Annotated in this window: 21 protein-coding genes; 11 read left to right on the top strand and 10 right to left on the bottom strand. The window is 69.9% G+C overall.

Features of this window, described 5'->3' with window-relative positions; translation table 11 throughout:
• Positions 1-36 precede the first annotated feature (36 nt).
• Positions 37-837, top strand: a complete 801-nt coding sequence (locus ABGB05_RS22555; protein WP_347655453.1) for an SGNH/GDSL hydrolase family protein — start codon at positions 37-39, stop codon at positions 835-837.
• Positions 838-959: 122 nt separating this feature from the next.
• Positions 960-2,777, top strand: a complete 1,818-nt coding sequence (locus tag ABGB05_RS22550; RefSeq protein WP_347655452.1) for a hypothetical protein — start codon at positions 960-962, stop codon at positions 2,775-2,777.
• Between the two features lie 69 nt (positions 2,778-2,846).
• Here the strand turns inward: ABGB05_RS22550 and ABGB05_RS22545 are convergent, their stop codons facing one another.
• Positions 2,847-3,443 (bottom strand): pentapeptide repeat-containing protein, encoded by a 597-nt coding sequence (locus ABGB05_RS22545; protein ID WP_347655451.1) that lies wholly within the window; start codon positions 3,441-3,443, stop codon positions 2,847-2,849.
• A 62-nt stretch (positions 3,444-3,505) separates the two neighbouring features.
• On the opposite strand from ABGB05_RS22545, the gene ABGB05_RS22540 reads away from it, so the two are divergent.
• The gene (locus tag ABGB05_RS22540; protein ID WP_347655450.1) at positions 3,506-4,408 is read left to right on the top strand and encodes a sulfurtransferase; all 903 of its coding nucleotides are present in this window, start codon (positions 3,506-3,508) and stop codon (positions 4,406-4,408) included.
• 157 nt (positions 4,409-4,565) lie between these two features.
• Here ABGB05_RS22540 and ABGB05_RS22535 read toward each other — a convergent pair whose 3' ends face one another.
• The gene (locus ABGB05_RS22535) at positions 4,566-5,027 is read right to left on the bottom strand and encodes a helix-turn-helix domain-containing protein (protein ID WP_347655449.1); all 462 of its coding nucleotides are present in this window, start codon (positions 5,025-5,027) and stop codon (positions 4,566-4,568) included.
• A gap of 143 nt (positions 5,028-5,170) precedes the next feature.
• Between ABGB05_RS22535 and ABGB05_RS22530 the strand changes: the two genes are divergently transcribed.
• Positions 5,171-6,037, top strand: coding sequence for an aldo/keto reductase family oxidoreductase (locus tag ABGB05_RS22530; RefSeq protein WP_347655448.1), 867 nt, complete (start codon positions 5,171-5,173; stop codon positions 6,035-6,037).
• 269 nt (positions 6,038-6,306) lie between these two features.
• Here the strand turns inward: ABGB05_RS22530 and ABGB05_RS22525 are convergent, their stop codons facing one another.
• The 6 genes from ABGB05_RS22525 to ABGB05_RS22500 form a co-directional block, all read right to left on the bottom strand.
• On the bottom strand, positions 6,307-6,621 hold the full coding sequence (locus tag ABGB05_RS22525; protein ID WP_347655447.1) for a helix-turn-helix transcriptional regulator: 315 nt from the start codon (positions 6,619-6,621) through the stop codon (positions 6,307-6,309).
• Positions 6,621-7,013, bottom strand: a complete 393-nt coding sequence (locus tag ABGB05_RS22520) for a type II toxin-antitoxin system RelE/ParE family toxin (protein ID WP_347655446.1) — start codon at positions 7,011-7,013, stop codon at positions 6,621-6,623. Before ABGB05_RS22520 ends, ABGB05_RS22525 begins: the two co-directional genes overlap by 1 nt.
• Positions 7,014-7,190: 177 nt before the next feature.
• Positions 7,191-8,258, bottom strand: coding sequence for a polysaccharide deacetylase family protein (locus ABGB05_RS22515; protein WP_347655445.1), 1,068 nt, complete (start codon positions 8,256-8,258; stop codon positions 7,191-7,193).
• Positions 8,259-8,744: 486 nt separating this feature from the next.
• Positions 8,745-9,575, bottom strand: coding sequence for an alpha/beta hydrolase (locus ABGB05_RS22510; protein WP_347655444.1), 831 nt, complete (start codon positions 9,573-9,575; stop codon positions 8,745-8,747).
• Between the two features lie 48 nt (positions 9,576-9,623).
• Positions 9,624-10,934: a hypothetical protein gene (locus tag ABGB05_RS22505; RefSeq protein WP_347655443.1), complete on the bottom strand. Its 1,311-nt coding sequence runs from the start codon at positions 10,932-10,934 to the stop codon at positions 9,624-9,626.
• Positions 10,935-10,986: 52 nt separating this feature from the next.
• The gene (locus tag ABGB05_RS22500) at positions 10,987-11,340 is read right to left on the bottom strand and encodes a hypothetical protein (protein ID WP_347655442.1); all 354 of its coding nucleotides are present in this window, start codon (positions 11,338-11,340) and stop codon (positions 10,987-10,989) included.
• Positions 11,341-11,828: 488 nt separating this feature from the next.
• Between ABGB05_RS22500 and ABGB05_RS22495 the strand changes: the two genes are divergently transcribed.
• The 3 genes from ABGB05_RS22495 to ABGB05_RS22485 all read left to right on the top strand — a co-directional run bounded on the left by ABGB05_RS22495 (position 11,829) and on the right by ABGB05_RS22485 (position 13,175).
• Positions 11,829-12,743, top strand: a complete 915-nt coding sequence (locus ABGB05_RS22495; RefSeq protein ID WP_347655441.1) for a helix-turn-helix transcriptional regulator — start codon at positions 11,829-11,831, stop codon at positions 12,741-12,743.
• A complete protein-coding gene (locus tag ABGB05_RS22490; RefSeq protein WP_347655440.1) occupies positions 12,734-12,922 on the top strand; it encodes a DUF397 domain-containing protein in 189 nt (62 codons plus the stop codon). Before ABGB05_RS22495 ends, ABGB05_RS22490 begins: the two co-directional genes overlap by 10 nt.
• Positions 12,923-12,986: 64 nt before the next feature.
• Positions 12,987-13,175, top strand: a complete 189-nt coding sequence (locus ABGB05_RS22485) for a DUF397 domain-containing protein (protein ID WP_347655439.1) — start codon at positions 12,987-12,989, stop codon at positions 13,173-13,175.
• Positions 13,176-13,197: 22 nt separating this feature from the next.
• On the opposite strand, the gene ABGB05_RS22480 is transcribed toward ABGB05_RS22485, so the two are convergent.
• Positions 13,198-14,019 (bottom strand): NAD(P)H-binding protein, encoded by an 822-nt coding sequence (locus tag ABGB05_RS22480; protein ID WP_347655438.1) that lies wholly within the window; start codon positions 14,017-14,019, stop codon positions 13,198-13,200.
• Between the two features lie 174 nt (positions 14,020-14,193).
• Here ABGB05_RS22480 and ABGB05_RS22475 point away from each other — a divergent pair, with 174 nt between their 5' ends.
• The 4 genes from ABGB05_RS22475 (at position 14,194) to ABGB05_RS22460 (ending at position 17,777) form a co-directional block, all read left to right on the top strand.
• Positions 14,194-15,780, top strand: a complete 1,587-nt coding sequence (locus ABGB05_RS22475) for a transposase (protein WP_347655437.1) — start codon at positions 14,194-14,196, stop codon at positions 15,778-15,780.
• A gap of 215 nt (positions 15,781-15,995) precedes the next feature.
• On the top strand, positions 15,996-16,499 hold the full coding sequence (locus ABGB05_RS22470) for a helix-turn-helix domain-containing protein (RefSeq protein ID WP_347655436.1): 504 nt from the start codon (positions 15,996-15,998) through the stop codon (positions 16,497-16,499).
• A complete protein-coding gene (locus tag ABGB05_RS22465; RefSeq protein WP_347655435.1) occupies positions 16,492-16,884 on the top strand; it encodes a DUF4180 domain-containing protein in 393 nt (130 codons plus the stop codon). Before ABGB05_RS22470 ends, ABGB05_RS22465 begins: the two co-directional genes overlap by 8 nt.
• Positions 16,881-17,777: an aminoglycoside phosphotransferase family protein gene (locus tag ABGB05_RS22460; RefSeq protein ID WP_347655434.1), complete on the top strand. Its 897-nt coding sequence runs from the start codon at positions 16,881-16,883 to the stop codon at positions 17,775-17,777. Before ABGB05_RS22465 ends, ABGB05_RS22460 begins: the two co-directional genes overlap by 4 nt.
• Before the next feature lie 437 nt (positions 17,778-18,214).
• Here ABGB05_RS22460 and ABGB05_RS22455 read toward each other — a convergent pair whose 3' ends face one another.
• Positions 18,215-19,051: a helix-turn-helix transcriptional regulator gene (locus ABGB05_RS22455; protein ID WP_347655433.1), complete on the bottom strand. Its 837-nt coding sequence runs from the start codon at positions 19,049-19,051 to the stop codon at positions 18,215-18,217.
• Positions 19,052-19,093 lie beyond the last annotated feature (42 nt).

Raw genomic sequence — 19,093 nt, 5'->3', positions numbered from 1 at the left:
GACGGTCTTTGGGGAGTAGGGCGAGGGGGGCGCGGGATGCGCTGGCGCAGCTTCGTGGCGGTGGGCGACAGCTTCACCGAGGGACTCGACGACCGGTATCCGACCGGCGACGGCTATCGGGGCTGGGCTGACCTGGTCGCTGCCACCCTGGCCGCGAGCGCCGGCCCGGACTTCGGGTACGCCAACCTGGCGATCCGGGGCCGGTTGTTCGGCAACGTCGTCGACGAGCAGGTGCCCGCCGCCCTGGCGATGCGACCCGACCTGGTCAGTTTCGCCGCCGGGGGCAACGACGTACTGCGCCGCAACTTCGACCCGGCGCCGTTGGTCGAACGCTTCGACCGGGTGGTCGGCGAGCTGCGGGCCAGCGGCGCCGACGTACTGCTGTTCCGGTTCGCCGACCTGAGCGGCCGGCTCCCCGGGCAGCGCATCGTCGGCCCCCGGGCGGCGGTGCTCAACCAGGCCGTCGGCGAGACCGCGCACCGCCACGGCGCGATGCTGGTCGACCTCTTCGCCGACGACGTCTTCCGGCATCCGGCACTGTGGAGCGAGGACCGGCTGCACCTCTCCGCCGCCGGACACCGTCGGGTGGCGGCCCGGGTGCTCGACGCCCTCGGCCTACCCGCGGACGAACGGTGGCTGGTCGTACCGCCCGAGTCGGCACCGGCGCCGTGGCTGGCCGCGCGGGGTGCGGACCTGCGGTGGGCCGGTCAGCACCTGGCGCCGTGGATCAAGCGACGGCTGACCGGGAAGTCGTCCGGGGACACGATCACCGCGAAGCGTCCGGAACTGGCCCCGTTCACCGACCTGCCGTGGACCGACGACCGCTCGATCCACTAACGGAAACGGGCGGCTGAGGCCGTCCGTTTCCAGAGGTCAACAAAATGTACGCGCGGTGTCGCACTACGTCGATATGCTTTCGGCTCCCAAGTCCGGGATCAACTCGCGGAGGACGACACCGTATGGCGCTGCGCTCCAACTCTGTCCACATAAGACGAACAGGCGGCCGTCTGCTGGCCGGTGCGACGACACTGATGCTCTCCGCCGGCCTGCTCGCGGTAGCCGGTCAGACCGCCTCGGCCGGATACCGGGCGGACGCGCCGATCACCTGGGCCTACACCGACAGCCACCGGCCCAGCAAGATCTACGTGGACGGTACCGGGGCCGGCCCGGTCGGTAGCTCGCTGGACGAGCGGGGGCGGAAGCACACCAGCCGTTCGTACTACACCTTCGACATCTCGCGGTACCGGTCCGCGACCATCAGTGCCGCGACCCTGTGGGCTCGCGAGGGCCGCGCGGTCGACTGCGCGCAGCGACCGCCGATCGAGGTGTGGCGGACCGAGGACCGCTCCACCCGCTCGAACTGGAAGCGACCCCCGGCCGACATCGCGCTGCTCGGACTCGAAACCCGCTCGATCAGCGGGGTCTGCCCGCCGTACAACGTCAGCTGGGACGTCGCGGACGGCCTGCGTCAGGCACTCGCCGAGGGGCGCAGCACGCTCACCCTGGCCCTGCGACTGCCGGCCGAACTGGAAGGCGATCCCGCCCAGGGCCGCTGGCTCGACAGCGTCCGGATCGGCGTCGAATCCAACAGCCCACCCGACGTACCGAAGGACCTGAACACCTTCCCGGGCGGGCCGTGCGACAGCGTCGAACCCTACGTCACGTTGCCGGCCGGGACCGTGACGCTCTCCGCGACGTTCAGCGACCCGGACGCGAACGAGTGGGTGGACCCGACGTTCGCGGTGTGGCCGGTCGACGAGCCGCAGGCCCGGATCGAACGGCAGGCCGGCTTCGGCAACCAGTGGCTCGCACTCCCGGCCGCGGAACTCGGGCACGACCGGACGTACGGCTGGGCGGTCCGCGCCACGGACGCGGCGGGTGCGACCAGCGACTGGAGCCAGACCTGCTACTTCACGAAGGACAACGAGGCCCCGGCGCAGCCGCCGACGGTTGTCTCCGCCGACTATCCGGACGACGACGGCTGGTACGGCGGCATCGGCATCCCGGGTGAGTTCACCTTCGGCGCCAACGGAGTCGCGGACGTCGTCGGCTTCTACTACGGGTTGAAGAGTGCCCTTCCCGAGTACGTCGCGGCGGACGAGCCGGGTGGCACCGCCACGGTCACCATCACGCCGCAGAGTGCCGGCCCGAACTGGCTCACCGTCTACAGCGTGGATGCCGCCGGGAACCGGTCCGGCAGCGTGAACCACTACTTCCGGGTCAACGACAACGCGCCGGTCATCGAGGGTCAGCTGACCGAGGTGGGCCTGGTCACGCCGTTCACGTTCCGGCCCGGGATGCCGGGCGTGGTGGAGTACCACTACCACCTCGACGGGGACGAGCCACAGACCGTGCCGGCCGGGCCGGACGGGGTCGCCACCGTCAGCCTCGTCGACAACCGGGGCGGCCAGCGGACCCTGACGGTCACCAGCCGGACCGACACCGGGCTGGAAGTAACCCGTACGGCGAGCTTCCGGGTCCCCAACGAGCCGTTCGTCACGTCGACCGACTACCCGTCGGGCAGTCCGTCCGGCGGGGTGGGTGTTCCCGGGATCTTCACGTTCACCCCCCGGATGCCAGGAGTGGTGCAGTACCGCTACACGGTGACCAGCCAATCCGCGACGACGGTCGACGCCGACGCCCTCGGCCAGGCGTCGGTGACCTGGACTCCGACCAGGACCGGCCCTTTCACGCTCTCGGTGGTGAGCATCCAGGCCGACGGCACCGAGTCGCAGCCGGCGCGGTACACCATCTTCGTCGCCACCACGACAAGCTGATCTGACGGCACACTCGGCCCGCCGCTCCGGCCCGGACCGGCGGGCCGAGCCGTGTCGGTGGGCCCCTCCTCAGACCTGGACGTCGAAGCCGAGGGTCTGGGCGAGCACCATCGCCTGCTCGGCGTCGATGATCGCGCCGGCGCGGTCGACGGCGGTCGGGTCGAGCGTGCTGAGATCACTGCCACGCAGGTCGCAGCGGACCAGCCGGGTGCCCCGGAAGACCGCGCCGGAGAGGTCGGTGTCGGCCAGTACCGCCTCGGTCAGGTTCGCCCCGGCCAGGTCCGCCTCGCGCATCCGTACCCCGCGTACGGTGACGCCGCGCAGGTCGGCGCCGGACAGCCCGACGAACGACCAGTCGCCGCCGAGCACCGTCAGCGGGCGCAGGTCGCACTGGTCGAAGACGCTGCCGACCAGTTTGCAGCCGGTGAACTCGGCCTCGAAGAGGTTGCAGCGGCGGAACGTGCAGCGCAGGAACGCCGAGTCGGTGTGCCGGGAGGCGTTGAACCGGACGTTGCCGAAGGTGCAGTTCGTGAAGCTGACCTGCCGGCTGACCGACTCGGTCAGGTCGACGTCGTGGAACTCGCAGTCGACGTACGCCCGGTCGGTGAGTTCCTCGCCGTACCAGTCCTCGCGCCGGAAGATCTCGCCCCGGATCGGCTCCACCATGTGGTGACGCTAACCGACCGAGCCGACCTTCTCCGGGCGCGGCCCGGCGTACCGTGGGGATCATGCCGATGCCGAGCGATCCCGCACCGAGCCTTTCGGGCTACGCCGACCCGCAGCGCCTGGTCACCACCGAGTGGCTGGCCGAGCACCTGGGCACGGACGGCCTGGTGGTGGTCGAGTGTGACGAGGACGTGCTGCTCTACGAGACCGGACACATCCCGGGCGCGATCAAGGTCGACTGGCATCTGGAGCTGAACGACCAGGTGACCCGGGACTACCTCGACGCGACGGCGTTCGCCAAGCTGTGCGCGGCGAAGGGGATCGGCCGGGACGACACGATCGTCTTCTACGGCGACAACTTCAACTGGTGGGCCGCGTACGCGCTCTGGGTCTTCACCCTTTTCGGCCACGCCGACGTACGGCTGCTCGACGGCGGCCGGCAGAAGTGGGTCGCCGAGGGGCGGGAGCTGACCCGGGAGCGGACCGAGCGGGCCCCGGCCGACTATCCGGTACCGGTCCGGGACGACGCGCCGATCCGGGCGTACCGGGACCAGGTGCTGGCGCACATCTCGGCGGCCCGGCCGCTGGTCGACGTCCGGTCTCCGGCCGAGTACACCGGCGAGCTGACCCACATGGAGGCGTACCCGCAGGAGGGCGCGCTGCGCGGCGGCCACATCCCGGGTGCGGTGAACAAGCCGTGGAAGTCGGCGGCGAACGACGACGGCACGTTCAAGAGCCCCGAGGAGCTGAAGGCGATCTACGCCGACCAGCTCGGCCTCTCGCCGGACGACGACGTGATCGCGTACTGCCGGATCGGCGAGCGGTCGAGCCACACCTGGTTCGTGCTGCGCCACCTGCTCGGCTACCCCCGGGTCCGCAACTACGACGGCTCGTGGACCGAGTGGGGCAACCTGGTCCGGGCCCCCGTGGTGAAGGGCGACCAGCCGGGCGGCGTGGCCGGCTGACCGGGACTTCGGCATTGGCGCATGACCCTTCTGCTGGACACTCATGTCGTGCCGTGGGCCATCACGGGCGATGCGACTCTCGGCGACGAGTTCCTCGATCGGCTGCGCCACGCCCCGGACATCTTCCTTGCCCCGATCAGTCTGTGGGAGATCACCCTCAGGCAGAGCGCGGGAAAGCTTGCTGGCCCCCTGACCTGGCCGAGCGGGTGAGGGACATGGTGCGGTGGGCGAAGACCTCGTCCATGTGCGTCTGGGCCCACTGCTTCAGGCCGCGCATCGTCCGGAACAGCGACAGGCCCAGATCGGTCAGCTCGTAGGAGACCGTGACCGGCACGGTCGGTATCACGGTGCGGCTGATCAGCCCGTCGCGTTCCAGGGAACGCAGCGTCTGGGTGAGCATTTTCTGGCTGACGCCGGCCAGCAGACGCGACAGCTCGGAGTAGCGCATCGGTCGGGGGTCACCGGCGCAGTCGGGGCCGCTGCCCAGTGCGGCCAGGATCAGCACGACCCACTTTCCGGAGATCCGCTCGACCAGTTTGTGACTGGGACATGTCGTCAGGAAGGCGTCGTACTCCGCCTTGGCCTGGGCTATCTGCTGCGCCGCTCTTGTCGTCGCCATCGATCCGCTGCTCCAACCGCCGGGTGGGTTACGCACTTTGAGGTGCCTACTTCCTGATGGGAAGTTACCTCCCCATAGTGGGAACAGGCACCTGCCAGGCAACAGAACCGCCTGGCCTCCCTTCGAAAGCCAGAGGTACGCGCATGTCATCCATATCCCTGCCCGGCGGCACCTGGACACTGGGAGACCTGACGGTCACCCGGTTCGGTTACGGCGCCATGCAGCTCGCCGGCCCGTCGGTCATGGGGCCACCCGCCGACCACGACGGTGCCCTCGCCGTCCTCCGCGAAGCCGTCCAACTCGGCATCACCCACATCGACACCGCCGACGCCTACGGGCCGCACGTCACCAACCGGCTGATCCGGGCGGGGTTGCACCCGTACCCCGACTCGCTGCACATCGCGACCAAGGTCGGTGCGATCCGCGACCAGCAGGGCGGCTGGCCTCCGGCCCGTGACCCGGAGAGTCTGCGCCACGCCGTCCACGCCAACCTGGAGAACCTCGGCCTTGAGGTGCTCGACCTGGTCAACCTCCGGCTCGGCAATGCCAAGGGGCCGCAGCCCGGCTCGCTCGCCGAGGCCTTCGAGACGCTCGTCGAACTCCAGCAACAGGGCCTGATCCGGCACCTCGGTCTGAGCAACGCCACGCCGGAGCAGGTCGTCGAGGCGCAGGCGATCGCGCCGATCGTCTGTGTGCAGAACATGTACAACCTCGCGCACCGCCGGGACGACAACCTGATCGACGCGCTCGCCGAACAGGACATCGCCTACGTGCCGTTCTTCCCACTCGGCGGCTTCAGCCCGCTGCAGTCCTCGATCTTGTCCTCGGTGGCCGCCCGGTTGTCCGCGACGCCGATGGCCGTCGCCCTGGCCTGGCTGCTGCGGCGGTCGCCGAACATTCTGCTGATTCCCGGGACCTCGTCCACGGACCACCTGCGCGAGAACGTCGCCGGCGCGGGACTGTCGCTTTCTGCGGACGACATCGCCGAGCTGGACAAGATCGGCCAATGACGGAGTATCGGCCGCTGCCAGGACGTCCGCCGCTCTTCCGGTGACCGCCGTGTCGCCACCTCGGCGAGCTACGGCGGTCGGATCGGCCGGGTTGGGGGCCAGCGCCAGAGGCCCGGCGCGGGAAACGCCGGGCCTCTGGCGTACCTGGTTCGCTGCCTTCGGCAGTGGGGTCAGGGGCTGCTGCAGGTGACCGGTGGCCGTACTGCCGCCGCCCCACTGTCGCTGCCGTTGAGCAAATCGGGAGCTTGGCTCACCGTCCCGGCGGAGGGTTAGGCGATTTGCCGGAGGTCGCTGCCGTAGTCGAAGATGATCCGCATCCGGGCACCCAGCGCTCGTGCGTACCGGCTTAGGGTCGCGACCTCGTTGGCCTCCAGATCGCCGTTTTCGATCTGACTGACCCGGCCGGGCGTGATTCCCATCAGCTCGGCCACCTGCCGCTGAGTGAGCCCGAGACGCTTACGCTCCTCCGCTAGGTGGAACGCGCTGATCCATGCCTCGGTGCGGGCGCGCTCCATTTCGAGCGCGTTGTCGTTCCCGTCGTGCAACTCGGCACGGATGTCGTCCCAATCATGGAAGTCGCTCATCAGCCCTCCCTCCGCTTCCTTTCGAAGGCGAGCCAGCCTTCGTACGCGATCTCGGCGACCGGGACCGCCTCCTTGTACCATTGCGACCAGTCTCCGGCCTTGTTGCCGGCCACCAACAGCACCGCCTGCGACCAGGGATCGAAGACGAACAGAATCCGGATAGCGACGTCCCGCCCGGATCTCGGCCGCAGCTCCTTGAGATTGCTGATGTTCGAACCTCTGAGCGTGTCGACCAACGGACGCCCCAGCCCCGGACCAGTGTCAGCGAGCATGTCGATCGCCACGTTGACAGACCGGTACGTTGCTGGATCAGTCTGGCGGAGCGACCGCAACCAGTCGCGGACATCGCTGGTCGTCCTGATCGCCCAGCGGCGGGCGGGGACGTGAGGCATGGGGTAACTATAGCTCGAGCTATACCTTGAGGCAGTATGTGAACCGAGAAACGCAAATCGAGGCGGAGATTTGCCTCGATGGGTGGAGCCGGGGACCCGAGCACCTGCGGCCAGAGGCCCGGGCGTACGTCGCCCCGGGCCTCTGGCGTACCTGGTTCGCTGTTTTCGGATGGCAGGTCAGGGGCTGCTGCAGGTGACCGACGGGGTGGCCGAGCTGCCGCCGCCGACGAACCCGAACGAGGTGCTCTGCCGGGGTTGCACGGTGCCGTTGTGTCCGACGTTGCGGACCGTCACCGAGCTGCCGCTCTGGCTCAGTTGGCCGTTCCAGAGGTTGCTGATGGTCTGGCCGCCGGGCCAGGTCCACCGGACGGTCCAACCGTTCAGCGTGGAGTTGCCGCTGTTGGTGATCGTCACCTCGGCCTGGAATCCGCCGCCCCAGCTGCCGATGGTGCGGTAGCTGGCCGTGCAGCCGGCGTTGCCGGCGGGCGGGGTGGTCGGCGGGTTACCGGGCGGCGTGGTGGGCGGGTTGCCCGGCGGGGTGGTCGGCGGGTTGTTCGGGCCGCCGTCCGGCGCCACGGCCCGACCGGTGGTCGGCGAGATCATGCCGGGGCAGAGGTTCCGGTTGCTCAGGTTTGCCACGATCTGCGACACCGCGTTGATCGTGCTCTGGTAGCCGTCGTGCATCAGGATGACGCCGCCGTCCTGCAGGTTGTTCGCCGCCTGCACGATCTGGGCGGTGCTGGCGCCGTTCCAGTCCTGGGAGTCCACCGACCAGAGCACCTCGGTGAGGCCGTACTGGGCCTGGACCGAGCGCAGGGTGGCGTTGGTCTCGCCGTACGGGGGCCGGAACAGTCTCGGGGTGACGCCGGTGGCCTGCTGGATGGCCTGCTGGGTCTGGCTGATCTCCGAGGCCATCTGCTGCTGGCTGAGCTGGGTCATGTGCGGGTGTGACCAGCTGTGGTTTTCGACCCACATGCCGGCATCCCGCTGGGCCCGGGCCAGTGCGGCGTTCTGCTGCACCCGCTGGCCCATGTTGAAGAAGGTGGCCCGGGCGCCGGCTGACCGCAGCGCGTTGAGCAGGGCGGTGGTGGTGCCCGGGTTCGGGCCGTCGTCGTAGGTCAGGGCCACGTAGCCGTTGCACGCGGCCGCGGCGGCGGGCTGCGCCGGAGCGCCGACGGTCAGGGCCACGACACCGCTGGCGACGGCCAGGGCAGAGGTCGCGAGCGTGACGGCCAGGCGTCTCACGAATCGGGGTGGTTGGGACATCTGGACTCCTCGGAGAGGACGGGACGGTGGGCCACCGGTGGCGGCGGTGGTGGGGTGATCACGGCAGGCGGCGGCGTCGGGAGGGTGGTGCGGACGGTTCGCCTCGTCGACCACACATGACCGGGCTCCGTGATCGCATTGAAATATTTCGTAGTATCGCTTGAAACAAATCAGCGAGCAAGAGTAGATGGCGATCGATCTATTGGGGTGCTGGACAGGACTGCGTCCAGGCTGCTCACGGTCGTGAGAATCCGGTCGTCGCCCGGCTGGCGTGGTGACGGCGGCGGGGGCAGGTGGCAGCACGGTCGGGCGGGCGACACGGCCCGGACCGCGCACGGGCAACCGGGTGCCAACCGAGAGTTCCGGAAGACTTCCGGCAGGCCGGCAGGCATTCCGGCCGGCAGCCGCTCCGGCGCACCAGAGGGCAGGTGGTCAGGCGCTCAGGCGCTCAGGCGATCGGGTTGGTCAGGCCGGCAGGACGCGACCGAAGAAGGCGAGCGCCTCCCGGACCACCTCGGCCCGGGTCTCGGCCCGCAGCGCGAAGTCGTAGTGACCGGTCGCCGGCAGCGCCCGCGCGGTGGCACCCGGGATGTGCTCGCGGTAGACCAGCGCGCCCGTCGCGCCGGGCGCCTGGTCGTCATCCTCGCCCCAGAGGCTGTGCACGGGCACGCTGATCCGGCCGAGGCTGGCCGGGTCGCAGACCATCCCCAGCACCGGTGCCAGTTGGAACGCACATCGGACCCGGTCGTCGGCGACGTCCACCCCGCAGGCCGACATGCTGACCGCGTACGCCAGGGCCGGATCGTGCCGCCGGATCTCCTGGATCAGGTTGGGGTACTCCGGCAGCGCTGTCTGGTCGGGCTCGTCCAGGAGCCGGCGGTAGCGACGTGGCGAGATCCGGGCACCGACCAGTCCCGCCACCGTGTAGCCACCGAGCGAGTAGCCGGCCGCGCCGACCCGGGTCAGGTCGATCCCGGGGTCGTCGGCGAGCGCGTCGAGCACGATGGTGAAGTCCCGAGGCCGCTCCCAGACGAAGCTGAACCCCAACGCCACGTACGGCTCGGACGCGGTGTTGCCGTGGTGGTCGACTCCGGCGACGGCGTACCCGGCCCTGGTCAACGCCTCGGCGAGCCAGCCGAACTCCTGCGCCGCCCCGCCGGTGCCATGCGAGAAGAGCACCAGCGGGGCCGGGTCGGTGCGGGCCGGTCGCCACAGCGTGGTTCGGACCGGACGGGGTGCGCCCGGCTCGGTCCAGTGCGCCCGGTCGACATCGACGAGTGGCAGTGTCTCCGGCATGCCCGGCAGGTTAGCGACCCGCCGCCACCCACGCCCCGGTCGCCGTCGTCAGCCGTCGGTCACCGCCCGCCGCAGACCCGTCAACCCGGGTACGTCGATCCGCCGCCGTACCGCACCGGTGTCCGGGTCGGCGACGAGCAGGGCGTCGGGCTGGCCGACGTACACCACGGAGCCGTCGGCGGAGTGGGCGAGTCCGCGTACCTCGGCCGGGACGGACCACCGACCGACCGTGCCCTCGCCGGCCAGGGCCGGCACCGCGACCACCTCGCGACCGGCCGCGACCAGCAGGATCTTCGGCCCGGCGAAGGTGGCGAAGGCGGTGGTGGAGGCGCTGACACCGGTCGGCGGCTCGAACCGGACGGTCCGGCTGACCACAAGCTCGTCCGCGTTGATCACCGCCATCGTGCCGCTGCCGGCGTCCACCACGTAGAGGGTGCCGTTGCCCGGATCGGCGGTGATCGTGTGCCCGGGGCCGGGCCGCTCGCCGAACGGCGCCGGCAGGTCGACGCAGTACGCCCACCGTTCGGTGAGGCTCAGCGTGTGCACGAAGGCGTGCACGTGCGGACCGTCCCGCCGCGCCCCGGCGACCCGGTCCCGGGTGTGTACGTGCTCCGGCTGGTGCGTGTAGAGGGTGAAGAGTCGCCGCCGTCGCTGGTCGTACACGGCCTGCCGCCCCTCGCCGCGCATCTCCTCCTCGGCGCCCGGCGGTATCACCGACTTGGTCCGGGTGACCAGCGGTTGGAGTTCGCCCGAGGCGAGGTCGACCAGCCGGACCCGGTAGCGGTCCGGTGCGGTCGGCGGCAGGTAGTCGAGAACGAACAGCGCGCTGCCGGTGTCGTCGAACGCCTCCGGTTCCAGGTTGCCGGGCAGCTCCAGTCGGTGCCGTTGGCCGGCACTGTCCATGACCACGATCGTGGTCCGCTCCCGGGGTCCCGGCCGGTACGGGTCGTGTCCCGGCCCGGCGTCGGTGGCGAGCGCGACCAGCCCACCGTCCGACGAGGTGACCCGGACGGCAAGGTCACCGGTCACGCTGCCGCCGCTGACCACCGCCCCGTCCGGCAGCCGGTGACTGGTCAGCCGGGTGATCGCGCCGGCCGCCGCACGGTCGGCCCGGACGAGTCGCCGGTTGTCCCCGCTGAGCACCCCCGGGGCGGGCGTGACCAGCAGTTTCCCGGTCGCGGCGTCGACGGCGGCCAGCGCGCCGCCGGCCGTCTCGACCACGAGCACGTCGCCGGTGGCTGAGTTGGTGCCGGCGGTGCCCTGCTCGCCGGCCGTACGTCGGCAGCCGGTGATGGTCAGTACCGCGCCGGCGCCGGCTGTCGCGCCGACCAGTCGCAGCAGCTCACGTCGGGTTGTCATGCCGGGTAGAGGCGTGACGTGTCGACGTGGTTCCGGTCGATGTTCCACCGGGTCACCTTGGGGGGTGCCCGCCCCGGGACCGACGACGGTTGCCGCCGAGGTCGGCCCCGAGGCGGGCGCGGGTGATGAGCAGGCGTGGGTTGACCCAGGCGAGGAACCGGGCGTGCAGCAGCTTCGGGTCCGGGCCAGGATCAGGGTTGAGTCGGTAGAGGTCCTCGGTCGCGGCCTGCAGTGCGGCGCCGAGGTAGACGAAGAGACTCAACGGGTCGGCGTAGTAGTCGAGCGGCAGCAGGGTCCGCGCGGCCAGGCAGGGCCAGTCGGTGGCGCAGGCCCGGCAGAGCCAGATCGGCCGTACCGGAATGTGCGGTGGGGGCGGCGGTCCGGGTGACTTGCCGCCGTTGTTCATCCGGTGCCCCGGGCCCGGTGGGCCTGTGCGGGAGTCAGCCGGCCGGCACGGCCGATCTGATGCATTCCGGAGGGAGAATTCCACCACGGGCGTTCATTTCTCGGCCAGGGCGTGGGAAACGCGCGCAGCGCATTCGGCATTCTCACCCGGCCGATCGCCGGTTGGTCCGCAGCGGTGGGCGGGAACGGCATCGGCGTGGTCCCGACGAGGTCCGGACAACGCCACCGCAGCCCACATCGGCAGTACCGCCACCAGCGCCGCCAGTCCCGGCGATGCCGTGGCCACCAGGTCACCCCTTCCCGGGTACGACGTGCCATGTCGCCGCCCTCCTTCCGCCCGAGATCTGCTTCGTGGTGGACGCGGGGCCGCCCCGGGGAAAGGGGGGAAGGGGTTCTCCGGGACGGCCCCGCGCGGTTCCGCCCGTCCTATTCACACCCCGAGCGGTTCCGCTGACTTCCACTCTGGACAAGCGCCATCAGTTGCGATAGATGTTTGGTGCGTTCGTCGCGGAGTTGTCGGATCTGGAATGGGTCGTGTGGCGATCTGTGGCGGGCTGTGGAGTTGATCTTTTTGGTGTGGAGGAGGAGCAGATGGTGACCGTGGCCCAGAATTCCTTGATCGCCTTTATCGTCGACGAGATTCGCCGGGCGAGACTGTTGGCGGAGATGACCCAGGAGGCGTTCGGTCGGGGCATAGGCTTCTGCGCGTCGCAGGTCAGCGCGGTGGAGAACGGCACCCGGTCGCTGAGCCTCGAATACGTCCGGGGCGCCGACGTGGCGCTGAAGACCGGCGGCCTCTTCGAACGCATGGTGATCCGACTCAAACTCGACGGCGACCCCGGCTGGTTACGCGAGCGGATCGAAATCGAGCAGAAGGCCGAGGCGCTTCGGTGGTTTGAAAACGCCATCATCCCGGGACTGTTGCAGACCGAGGCGTACGCCCATGCCATCTTCGCAAGCGCCAGAGTGCTCAGCGCCGACGAGGTGGCCGAGCGGGTTGCCGGCAGGATGGAGCGCAAGTCCATCCTCAGTCGTGCGAAGCCGCCGCAGATGATGGTGGTGTTGGATGAAGGTGCGCTGCACCGGCCGGTCGGTGGGCCGAAGGTGATGCATGACCAGCTGCTACACCTGGCGACGGTGGCGGCGGAGATGCCAAACGTCTGGGTGCAGGTCGTACCAACCGAGGTCGGCGCCTACGCCGGCCTGACCGGGCCTTTTGTCATAGCCACGCTGCCAGGTGACGAAAACCTTGCCTACCTCGACAACTACCTCGAGGGCATGGTGGTGCACGACCCTACGGAGATAACGTCGATGGTCAAGGCGTGGGAGTTGATCCGAACCGAGGCGCTACCGCACAAGCAGTCGATGCAGTTGATATTGGAGGTGGCGGAGAGATGGAGCTGACCGGGGCGACCTGGCGGAAGAGTACGCGTAGCAATGGGCACAGCGGAGACTGTGTCGAGGTGGCGGACAACCTGCCGGGGATCGTCGGGGTGCGGGACAGCAAGGACCCGACCGGTCCGGCGCTCACCTTCGAGCCTCGGGCCTGGCGTGCCTTCGTTCGTACCGTCGTTTCCGCCTGAGCGAGCACGGGCGTTCGTAGCCGCACCACCAGTCGACCAAGCTGATAGCAGAGGTGGCGGAGAGATGGAGCTGACCGGAGCGGTCTGGCGCAAGAGCAGCCGCAGCAACGGGTCGAGCGGCAACTGTGTCGAGGTGGCGGACAACCTGCCGGGGATCGTCGGGGTGCGGGACAGCAAGGACCCGACCGGTCCGGCGCTCACCTTCGAGCCCCGGGCCTGGGGTGCCTTCGTTCGTACCGTCGTTTCCGACTGACCCGCCCCGAGGCGGTGCCTGCCTATTCCTGACCGAGTGCGTACTCGACGGCCTGCCGAAGGCTCCTCGGTGGGCGCCCGAGCAGGCGGTGCAGGTCGTCGGTCTGCCGCTCCAGCATGCCGGAGCGGGCCAGGCCCATCAGGAAGCCCAACGGTCCCGGGATCCCTTCGGCCGCCTCCCGGTGTTCGACCGGTGATCCGGTGACCTCGGTCAAGGTCTCGGCGAGCTGCGGATACGTCCACAGCGGCCCGGTCAGGTCATAGCCGCGACCCAGGTACGTGTCGTCGGTCAGGACGTTCACGGCGGCCTCGGCGAGATCCGTCCGGAGTGCGGTATTGAGGCCACGGCCGCCGGTGCCGCCGACCAGGGTGCCGGACTCGACCGCATCGCGGAGACCCGGGTTGACGAATCCCTCGGTGTAGAACGGGTGCCGCAGCATGGCGTACCCGATCCCGCTGTCGACGATCGCCCGCTCGGTGGCGTGGTGGGGCGCGTTCAGACCCTCGCCACCGCGATCCGCGCCGAGGAAACTGGTGTACGCGATGGCCTGTACGCCAACTGTCACCGCGGCGTCGACCGCGGCGAGATGCTGCCGGGTACGGCGGTCCGGGGCAAGTTCGGGTGACGAGATCAGTAGTAGCCGTTCCGTCCCCCGGAACGCGGATTCCAGGCTCGCCGGGTTGTCGTAGTCGCCGTGTCGTACGTCGACGCCGAGCGCGGCCAGATCGGTGTGCCGGGCCGGGTCGCGTACGGCGGCGACGACCTGGTCGGCCGGCAGACGGGTCAGGAACTGGGCGATGACCAGCCGGCCGAGTGCGCCGGCGGCCGCCGAGACGACGATCATGTGTTTCCTCTGCTGGGCGACGGGTGCTGGACGACGGGTTGCCGGCGTGCCGCCGTGGCTCGGGCGGCCTGCGGGTTGGTTGATCACGTAAGGCGTGGCCGGCTGGGGAGCCTGTCGCAGAATCGGTTGGCGTGGCTTCTGTCCCGGTAAGTGATCTTTGTTGATACTTGATAGGTGGCTAAGGGGTTCAAGGTGGTGGATCGGGGGCAGCAGTTTCTGCTGCCCCCGAGTCTGTTGGACTGGTTGCCGGCTGATCATCAGGTGTGGTTCGTGATCGACGCGGTCGCGTCGATGGACACGACGGTGTTCACCTCCCGGGCCAGGCTGGGTGGGGCAGGGCAGGCGCCGTATGACCCACGGATGCTGTTGGCGTTGTTGATCTGGGCGTATGCGGGTGGGGTGACCTCGTCACGGCAGGTCGAACGTCGGTGCCGGGAAGACATCGCGTTCATGGTGATCTCCGGACTGGCCCGGCCGGACCACGCCACGATCGCCCGGTTCCGCAAGGACCACGAGGCGGCGTTCGAGACCCTGTTCACGCAGGTCCTGATGTTGTGCGGACGAGCGGGGATGGGCGGGCTGGCCCATATCGCGATCGACGGGACGAAACTCGTGGCGAACGCGTCGAGGAACGCGACCTGCGACGGCGAAGCACTACGGAGCATGGTGCGTCGACTGTTGGCCCAGGCGGAGGCCGATGACACCGTCGAAGACGAACATCAGGGGCCGGACAATGGGAACGATCTGCCCCCGGACCTGCGTGATCCGCAACAGCGGGCCGCGACGATCAACAGGTTGCTCGCCGACGCGGCTGTTGATCCCGACCCCGACCGGGCGAAGGCACGCACGTCGGCGGCCCGCCGGTTGAACCGCACGGTCGCACTCTGCGACGACCTCGCCCGCCGGCAACATAGCGCCTCGCAGCCGGTGCTCGACAAAGCCCGAGCCCGGCTGGCCAAGGCCCAGGACCGGCTGGCCCGCACCACCGCCCAGATCACCGCCACGAACCAGGCACGGCAGGCCCGCGATAAGGAACTCGCCGCCAACGGGCGGGCGTTGCCCGGCACCCGTCCCGTCCCGGTCGATCAACACGCCCACGTCCGCGCCGCCGTCGCGAGTGTCCAACGCGCCACCGCACGCCTGAACGAGAAGACCGCCGCGATCACCGACAACACCATGAAAGTCAACCGAACCGATCCTGACTGTCGGCTCATGCCCCGCCACGACGGCGGGTTCATTCCCGCCTACAACGCCCAACTCGCGGTGACCGCCGACCATCTCATCCTGGCCGTGCACCTCACCCAGGACACCAACGACGTCGCACAGGCCACCACGATGATCACCAAGACCGAAACCGCCGTGAACCTGCTACGCGACGAAACCAACCAGCCCACACTGACCATCGGCACCCTGCTCTTCGACGCCGGCTACAACAGCGACGCCAACCTCACCACCCCCGGCCCCGACCGGCTCATCGCCCAAAGCACCCGCCGTCGCCCCGCCGGCACCGCCCCACCCGAACAACCACCACCCCACGCCCCCGCCCGCGACCACATGGCCTGGCGACACACCACCACCGAAGGCAGAAACCTCTACCGCAAACGCGGAAGCACCGTGGAACCCGTCAACGCCCACCTCAAAGACCGCCGGGGACTACGCCGCCTCGCCCGCCGTGGACTAACCGCCGCCACCGCCGAACTCCACCTCGCCGCCGCCGTCACCAACCTCCTACGCCTCCACAGCCGCACCGCCACCACCTGACCAACCACCAACAGGTGCGGGCCGGCGCCCAGCGCCGGCCCCCACCCACAACCCACCCAGCCCACGCCACCAATTCCGCGACAGGCTCTGGGGCAGGCCGACGATTACGTGATCATGGATCGCCGACCCGGGGGCGCGCCACCGGATATCCAGTGGACGGCCACTGCTACCGCATGTTTCCCTATAAGCCCCCGACGGGGGTAGATTAGGGAACGATGAGTAATGAAATGTACTCGGTGGAACAGGTGGCGGAGCGGCTCGGCCTGCACGTCCGCACCGTGCGCGGCTACATCCGCACCGGCCGGCTCCGGGCGGTACGGATCGGCAAGCAGTACCGGATCAACCGTACGGATCTCGACGCGCTGACCGGCGGGCCGGGGTCGGGGTCGGTGCCACCCGCCGGGCGCTCACCGGTCGAGGTGTCGAGCATCGTGCAGGTCGACGGTGTCGACCGGGCCGCCGCCGACCGGCTGGGCACGTTCGTCCTGGCGACGGCGAACACCGCCGCCGACCCGGCCCACCCGCTGCGCGTCCAGACCGTGCACGACGAGGAACGGAACCGGATGAAAATCGTGATACTCGGCGGTGCCGCCGACACCGCCGATCTGCTGCGGCTGGTCGAGTCGGTGCTTGCCGGCGACAACGGGCTGCTTGCCGGCGACAACCGCCCGTCCGACCTCGCCGGGGAGACCGGCGGCGGGGAGGCCGGCGGTGCCTGACGTGATCCAGGAACGGGCCGGGGTCCAGGTGCTGGTCTGCGACCCGGCCGGGCCGCCGGTCGCCACCGAACAGGACGCGCTGGACCTGATCGGCGCGGCGTTCCTCGGCGCCGAGGTGGTGGCGGTTCCGACCGAGCGTCTCGACGAGCAGTTCTTCTCACTCGGTACCCGGTTCGCCGGCGAGGTCATGCAGAAGTTCGTCAACTACCGGCTGCGGCTGGTGGTGGTCGGCGACATCTCCCGACACCTCGCCGACAGTTCGGCGCTGCGTGCCCTGGTGCAGGAGTCGAACTCTGGCGGCCACGTCTGGTTCGTACCCGATCTTGACGCGCTCGACGCGCGGCTCCGGGCCGCCAGCGCCCAGCCGCCTCCGAGGCCGGCATGACGATGCACCCCGACGAGATCGACGTCGGTCAGGACCTTGTCGCGCGGCTGGTCGCCGGGCAGTTTCCGCAGTGGGCGGAGCTGCCGCTGTGGCCCGTGCCGACCGCCGGCACCGTCAACGCGCTCTACCGCCTCGGCGACAATCTTGTCGTACGGCTGCCCCGGGTCGCCTGGGGCGCGGACCCCGACCTGACCGAACGTGACTGGCTGCGCCGGCTGGCCCCGCACCTGCCGGTCGCCATCCCCACCCCGGTCGCGACCGGCCAGCCGACCGACGAGTACCCGTGGCCCTGGCTCGTCCTCGACTGGCTGGCCGGCACGAACCCGGTCCCCGGCCGACTCGTCGACCCGACCGGCCTGGCCGCCGGGCTCGCGGAGTTCGTCCAGGCGTTCCGCGAGGTGGACATCCCGGACGGGCCGAAGGCGTACCGGGGTGGGCCGTTGACCGGCCAGGACCCGCACGTCAGGAAGGCCCTCGCGGAGCTGGCCGGGACGATCGACGCGTACGCGGCCGGCGCGGTGTGGGAGGCGGCCCTGGCCGCACCCGCCTGGACCGGTCCGCCCACCTGGGTCCACGCGGACCTGATGCCCGGCAACCTGCTGACCACGGTGGATGGCCGGCTCGGCGGCGTCATCGACTTCGCCACGGTAGGGGTGGGTGATCCCGCCTGCGACCTGATCGTCGCCTGGAACCTGCTCCCCGACGGGGTACGCGACGACTTCCGGTCGGCGGTCGACGTCGACGACGCCACGTGGGCGCGGGCCCGGGGCCGGGCGCTCGCGATCTCGCTGATCGCCCTGCCGTACTACCGGGACACCAACCCACGGTTCGCCGCCGAGGCGCGGTACACCATCAACGAGATCGTCGCCGAATACCGGCACGGTGCCGTATGACATGGCTCGGCGTTGGTCGGTCGGTCCGTACGTCTTGATCGTTGCCGAGTCTGCTGCTTGGCTGACCGACATGACTGACCTCGGACCGGTTGCCTGGCCCCCGGAGCCGATCCGGACCGAGCGGCTCGTACTCCGTGGGTCCGAGGCCCGGGACCGGCCGGCGTTCGTCGAACTGCTGGCATCGCCGGAGGTGCACACCTACCTTGTCGCGCGGCTGGTCGCCGGACAGTTTCCACAGTGGGCGGGGCTGCGGCTGCGACCGGTGCCGACCGCCGGCACCGTCAACGCGCTCTACCGCCTCGGGGACAACCTTGTCGTACGGCTGCCCCGGAGGGACGCACGGCGCGCGCCGCCCGGTCGGGGAACACGGCTCGTCTCACCGTCCCGACGATCTGACGTCCTCGCCGGTGTACCGGGCTTTTGCCGCAGCGGGGCCGTCACATCTGCCTGTCGGCGCGAGCGCGGGTGGCGACAAGGGTAGCCAGCAGGCGCAGCGCCTCGGCGCTCGCCGAGCCGGGCTCGGCGTGGTAGACGACCAGCTGCTGGCCCGGGGTCGCCCGGACGTCGAAGGCCTGCATGCGCAGCGTCATCGGGCCCACCTCGGGGTGGCGAAACGTCTTCCTTTCGAGCTGCTTGCCACGAACGTCGTTCTGTCGCCAGAGGGTCCGGAAGCGGGCGCTGCGCGCGAGCAGTCCCTCGCAGACCTGGGTGAGGCGCGGGTCGCCCGGCCAGGAACCGAGCGCCAGTCGCAGACCAGCCACGGTGTTGGCGGCAGCAGTGGACCAGTCCGCGTAGAAGGTGACGGCATCGGGATCGCAGAAGACGATCTCCGCGAGGTTGCGCGACGTCGGAAATCCGCCGAAGAGTGCTCTCCCGAGGCTGTTGCCGGCGAGAACGTCGTACGCACGCCCCAGCACCAGTGCCGGATTGTCCGGCCACATATCCATGAGTTGCAGGAGCCCGGGATCGACCTGCTCGACCGGACCGGAATTACGCTGCGGGCTCAGGCCGGCCAGCCGGAACAGGTGGCCGCGGCCGTCCTCGTCGAGCCCCAGCGCGGTGGCGAGGGCATTGACGACCTGGGGTGAGGGATTGCGCTCGCGCCCCTGCTCCAGCCGGATGTAGTAGTCGACGCTGACCCCGGCGAGCAGGGAGATTTCCTCCCGCCGCAGTCCGCTGACCCGACGCTGGCCGACGGCGGGGAGGCTCACCTGCTCCGGGGTTACCCGGGAGCGGACGCTGCGTAGGTAGGCGCCGAGAGCAGAGGCGGTCATGGCGCCACGCTACGAGAATTTTCGCCGGTGGTCCTGGGTGGG

Source organism: Plantactinospora sp. B5E13, assembly GCF_039871775.1.
GTDB lineage: Bacteria > Actinomycetota > Actinomycetes > Mycobacteriales > Micromonosporaceae > Plantactinospora.
The sequence above is the reverse complement of the archived record's forward strand: the minus strand, read 5'-3'. Positions and strand labels throughout refer to the sequence as shown.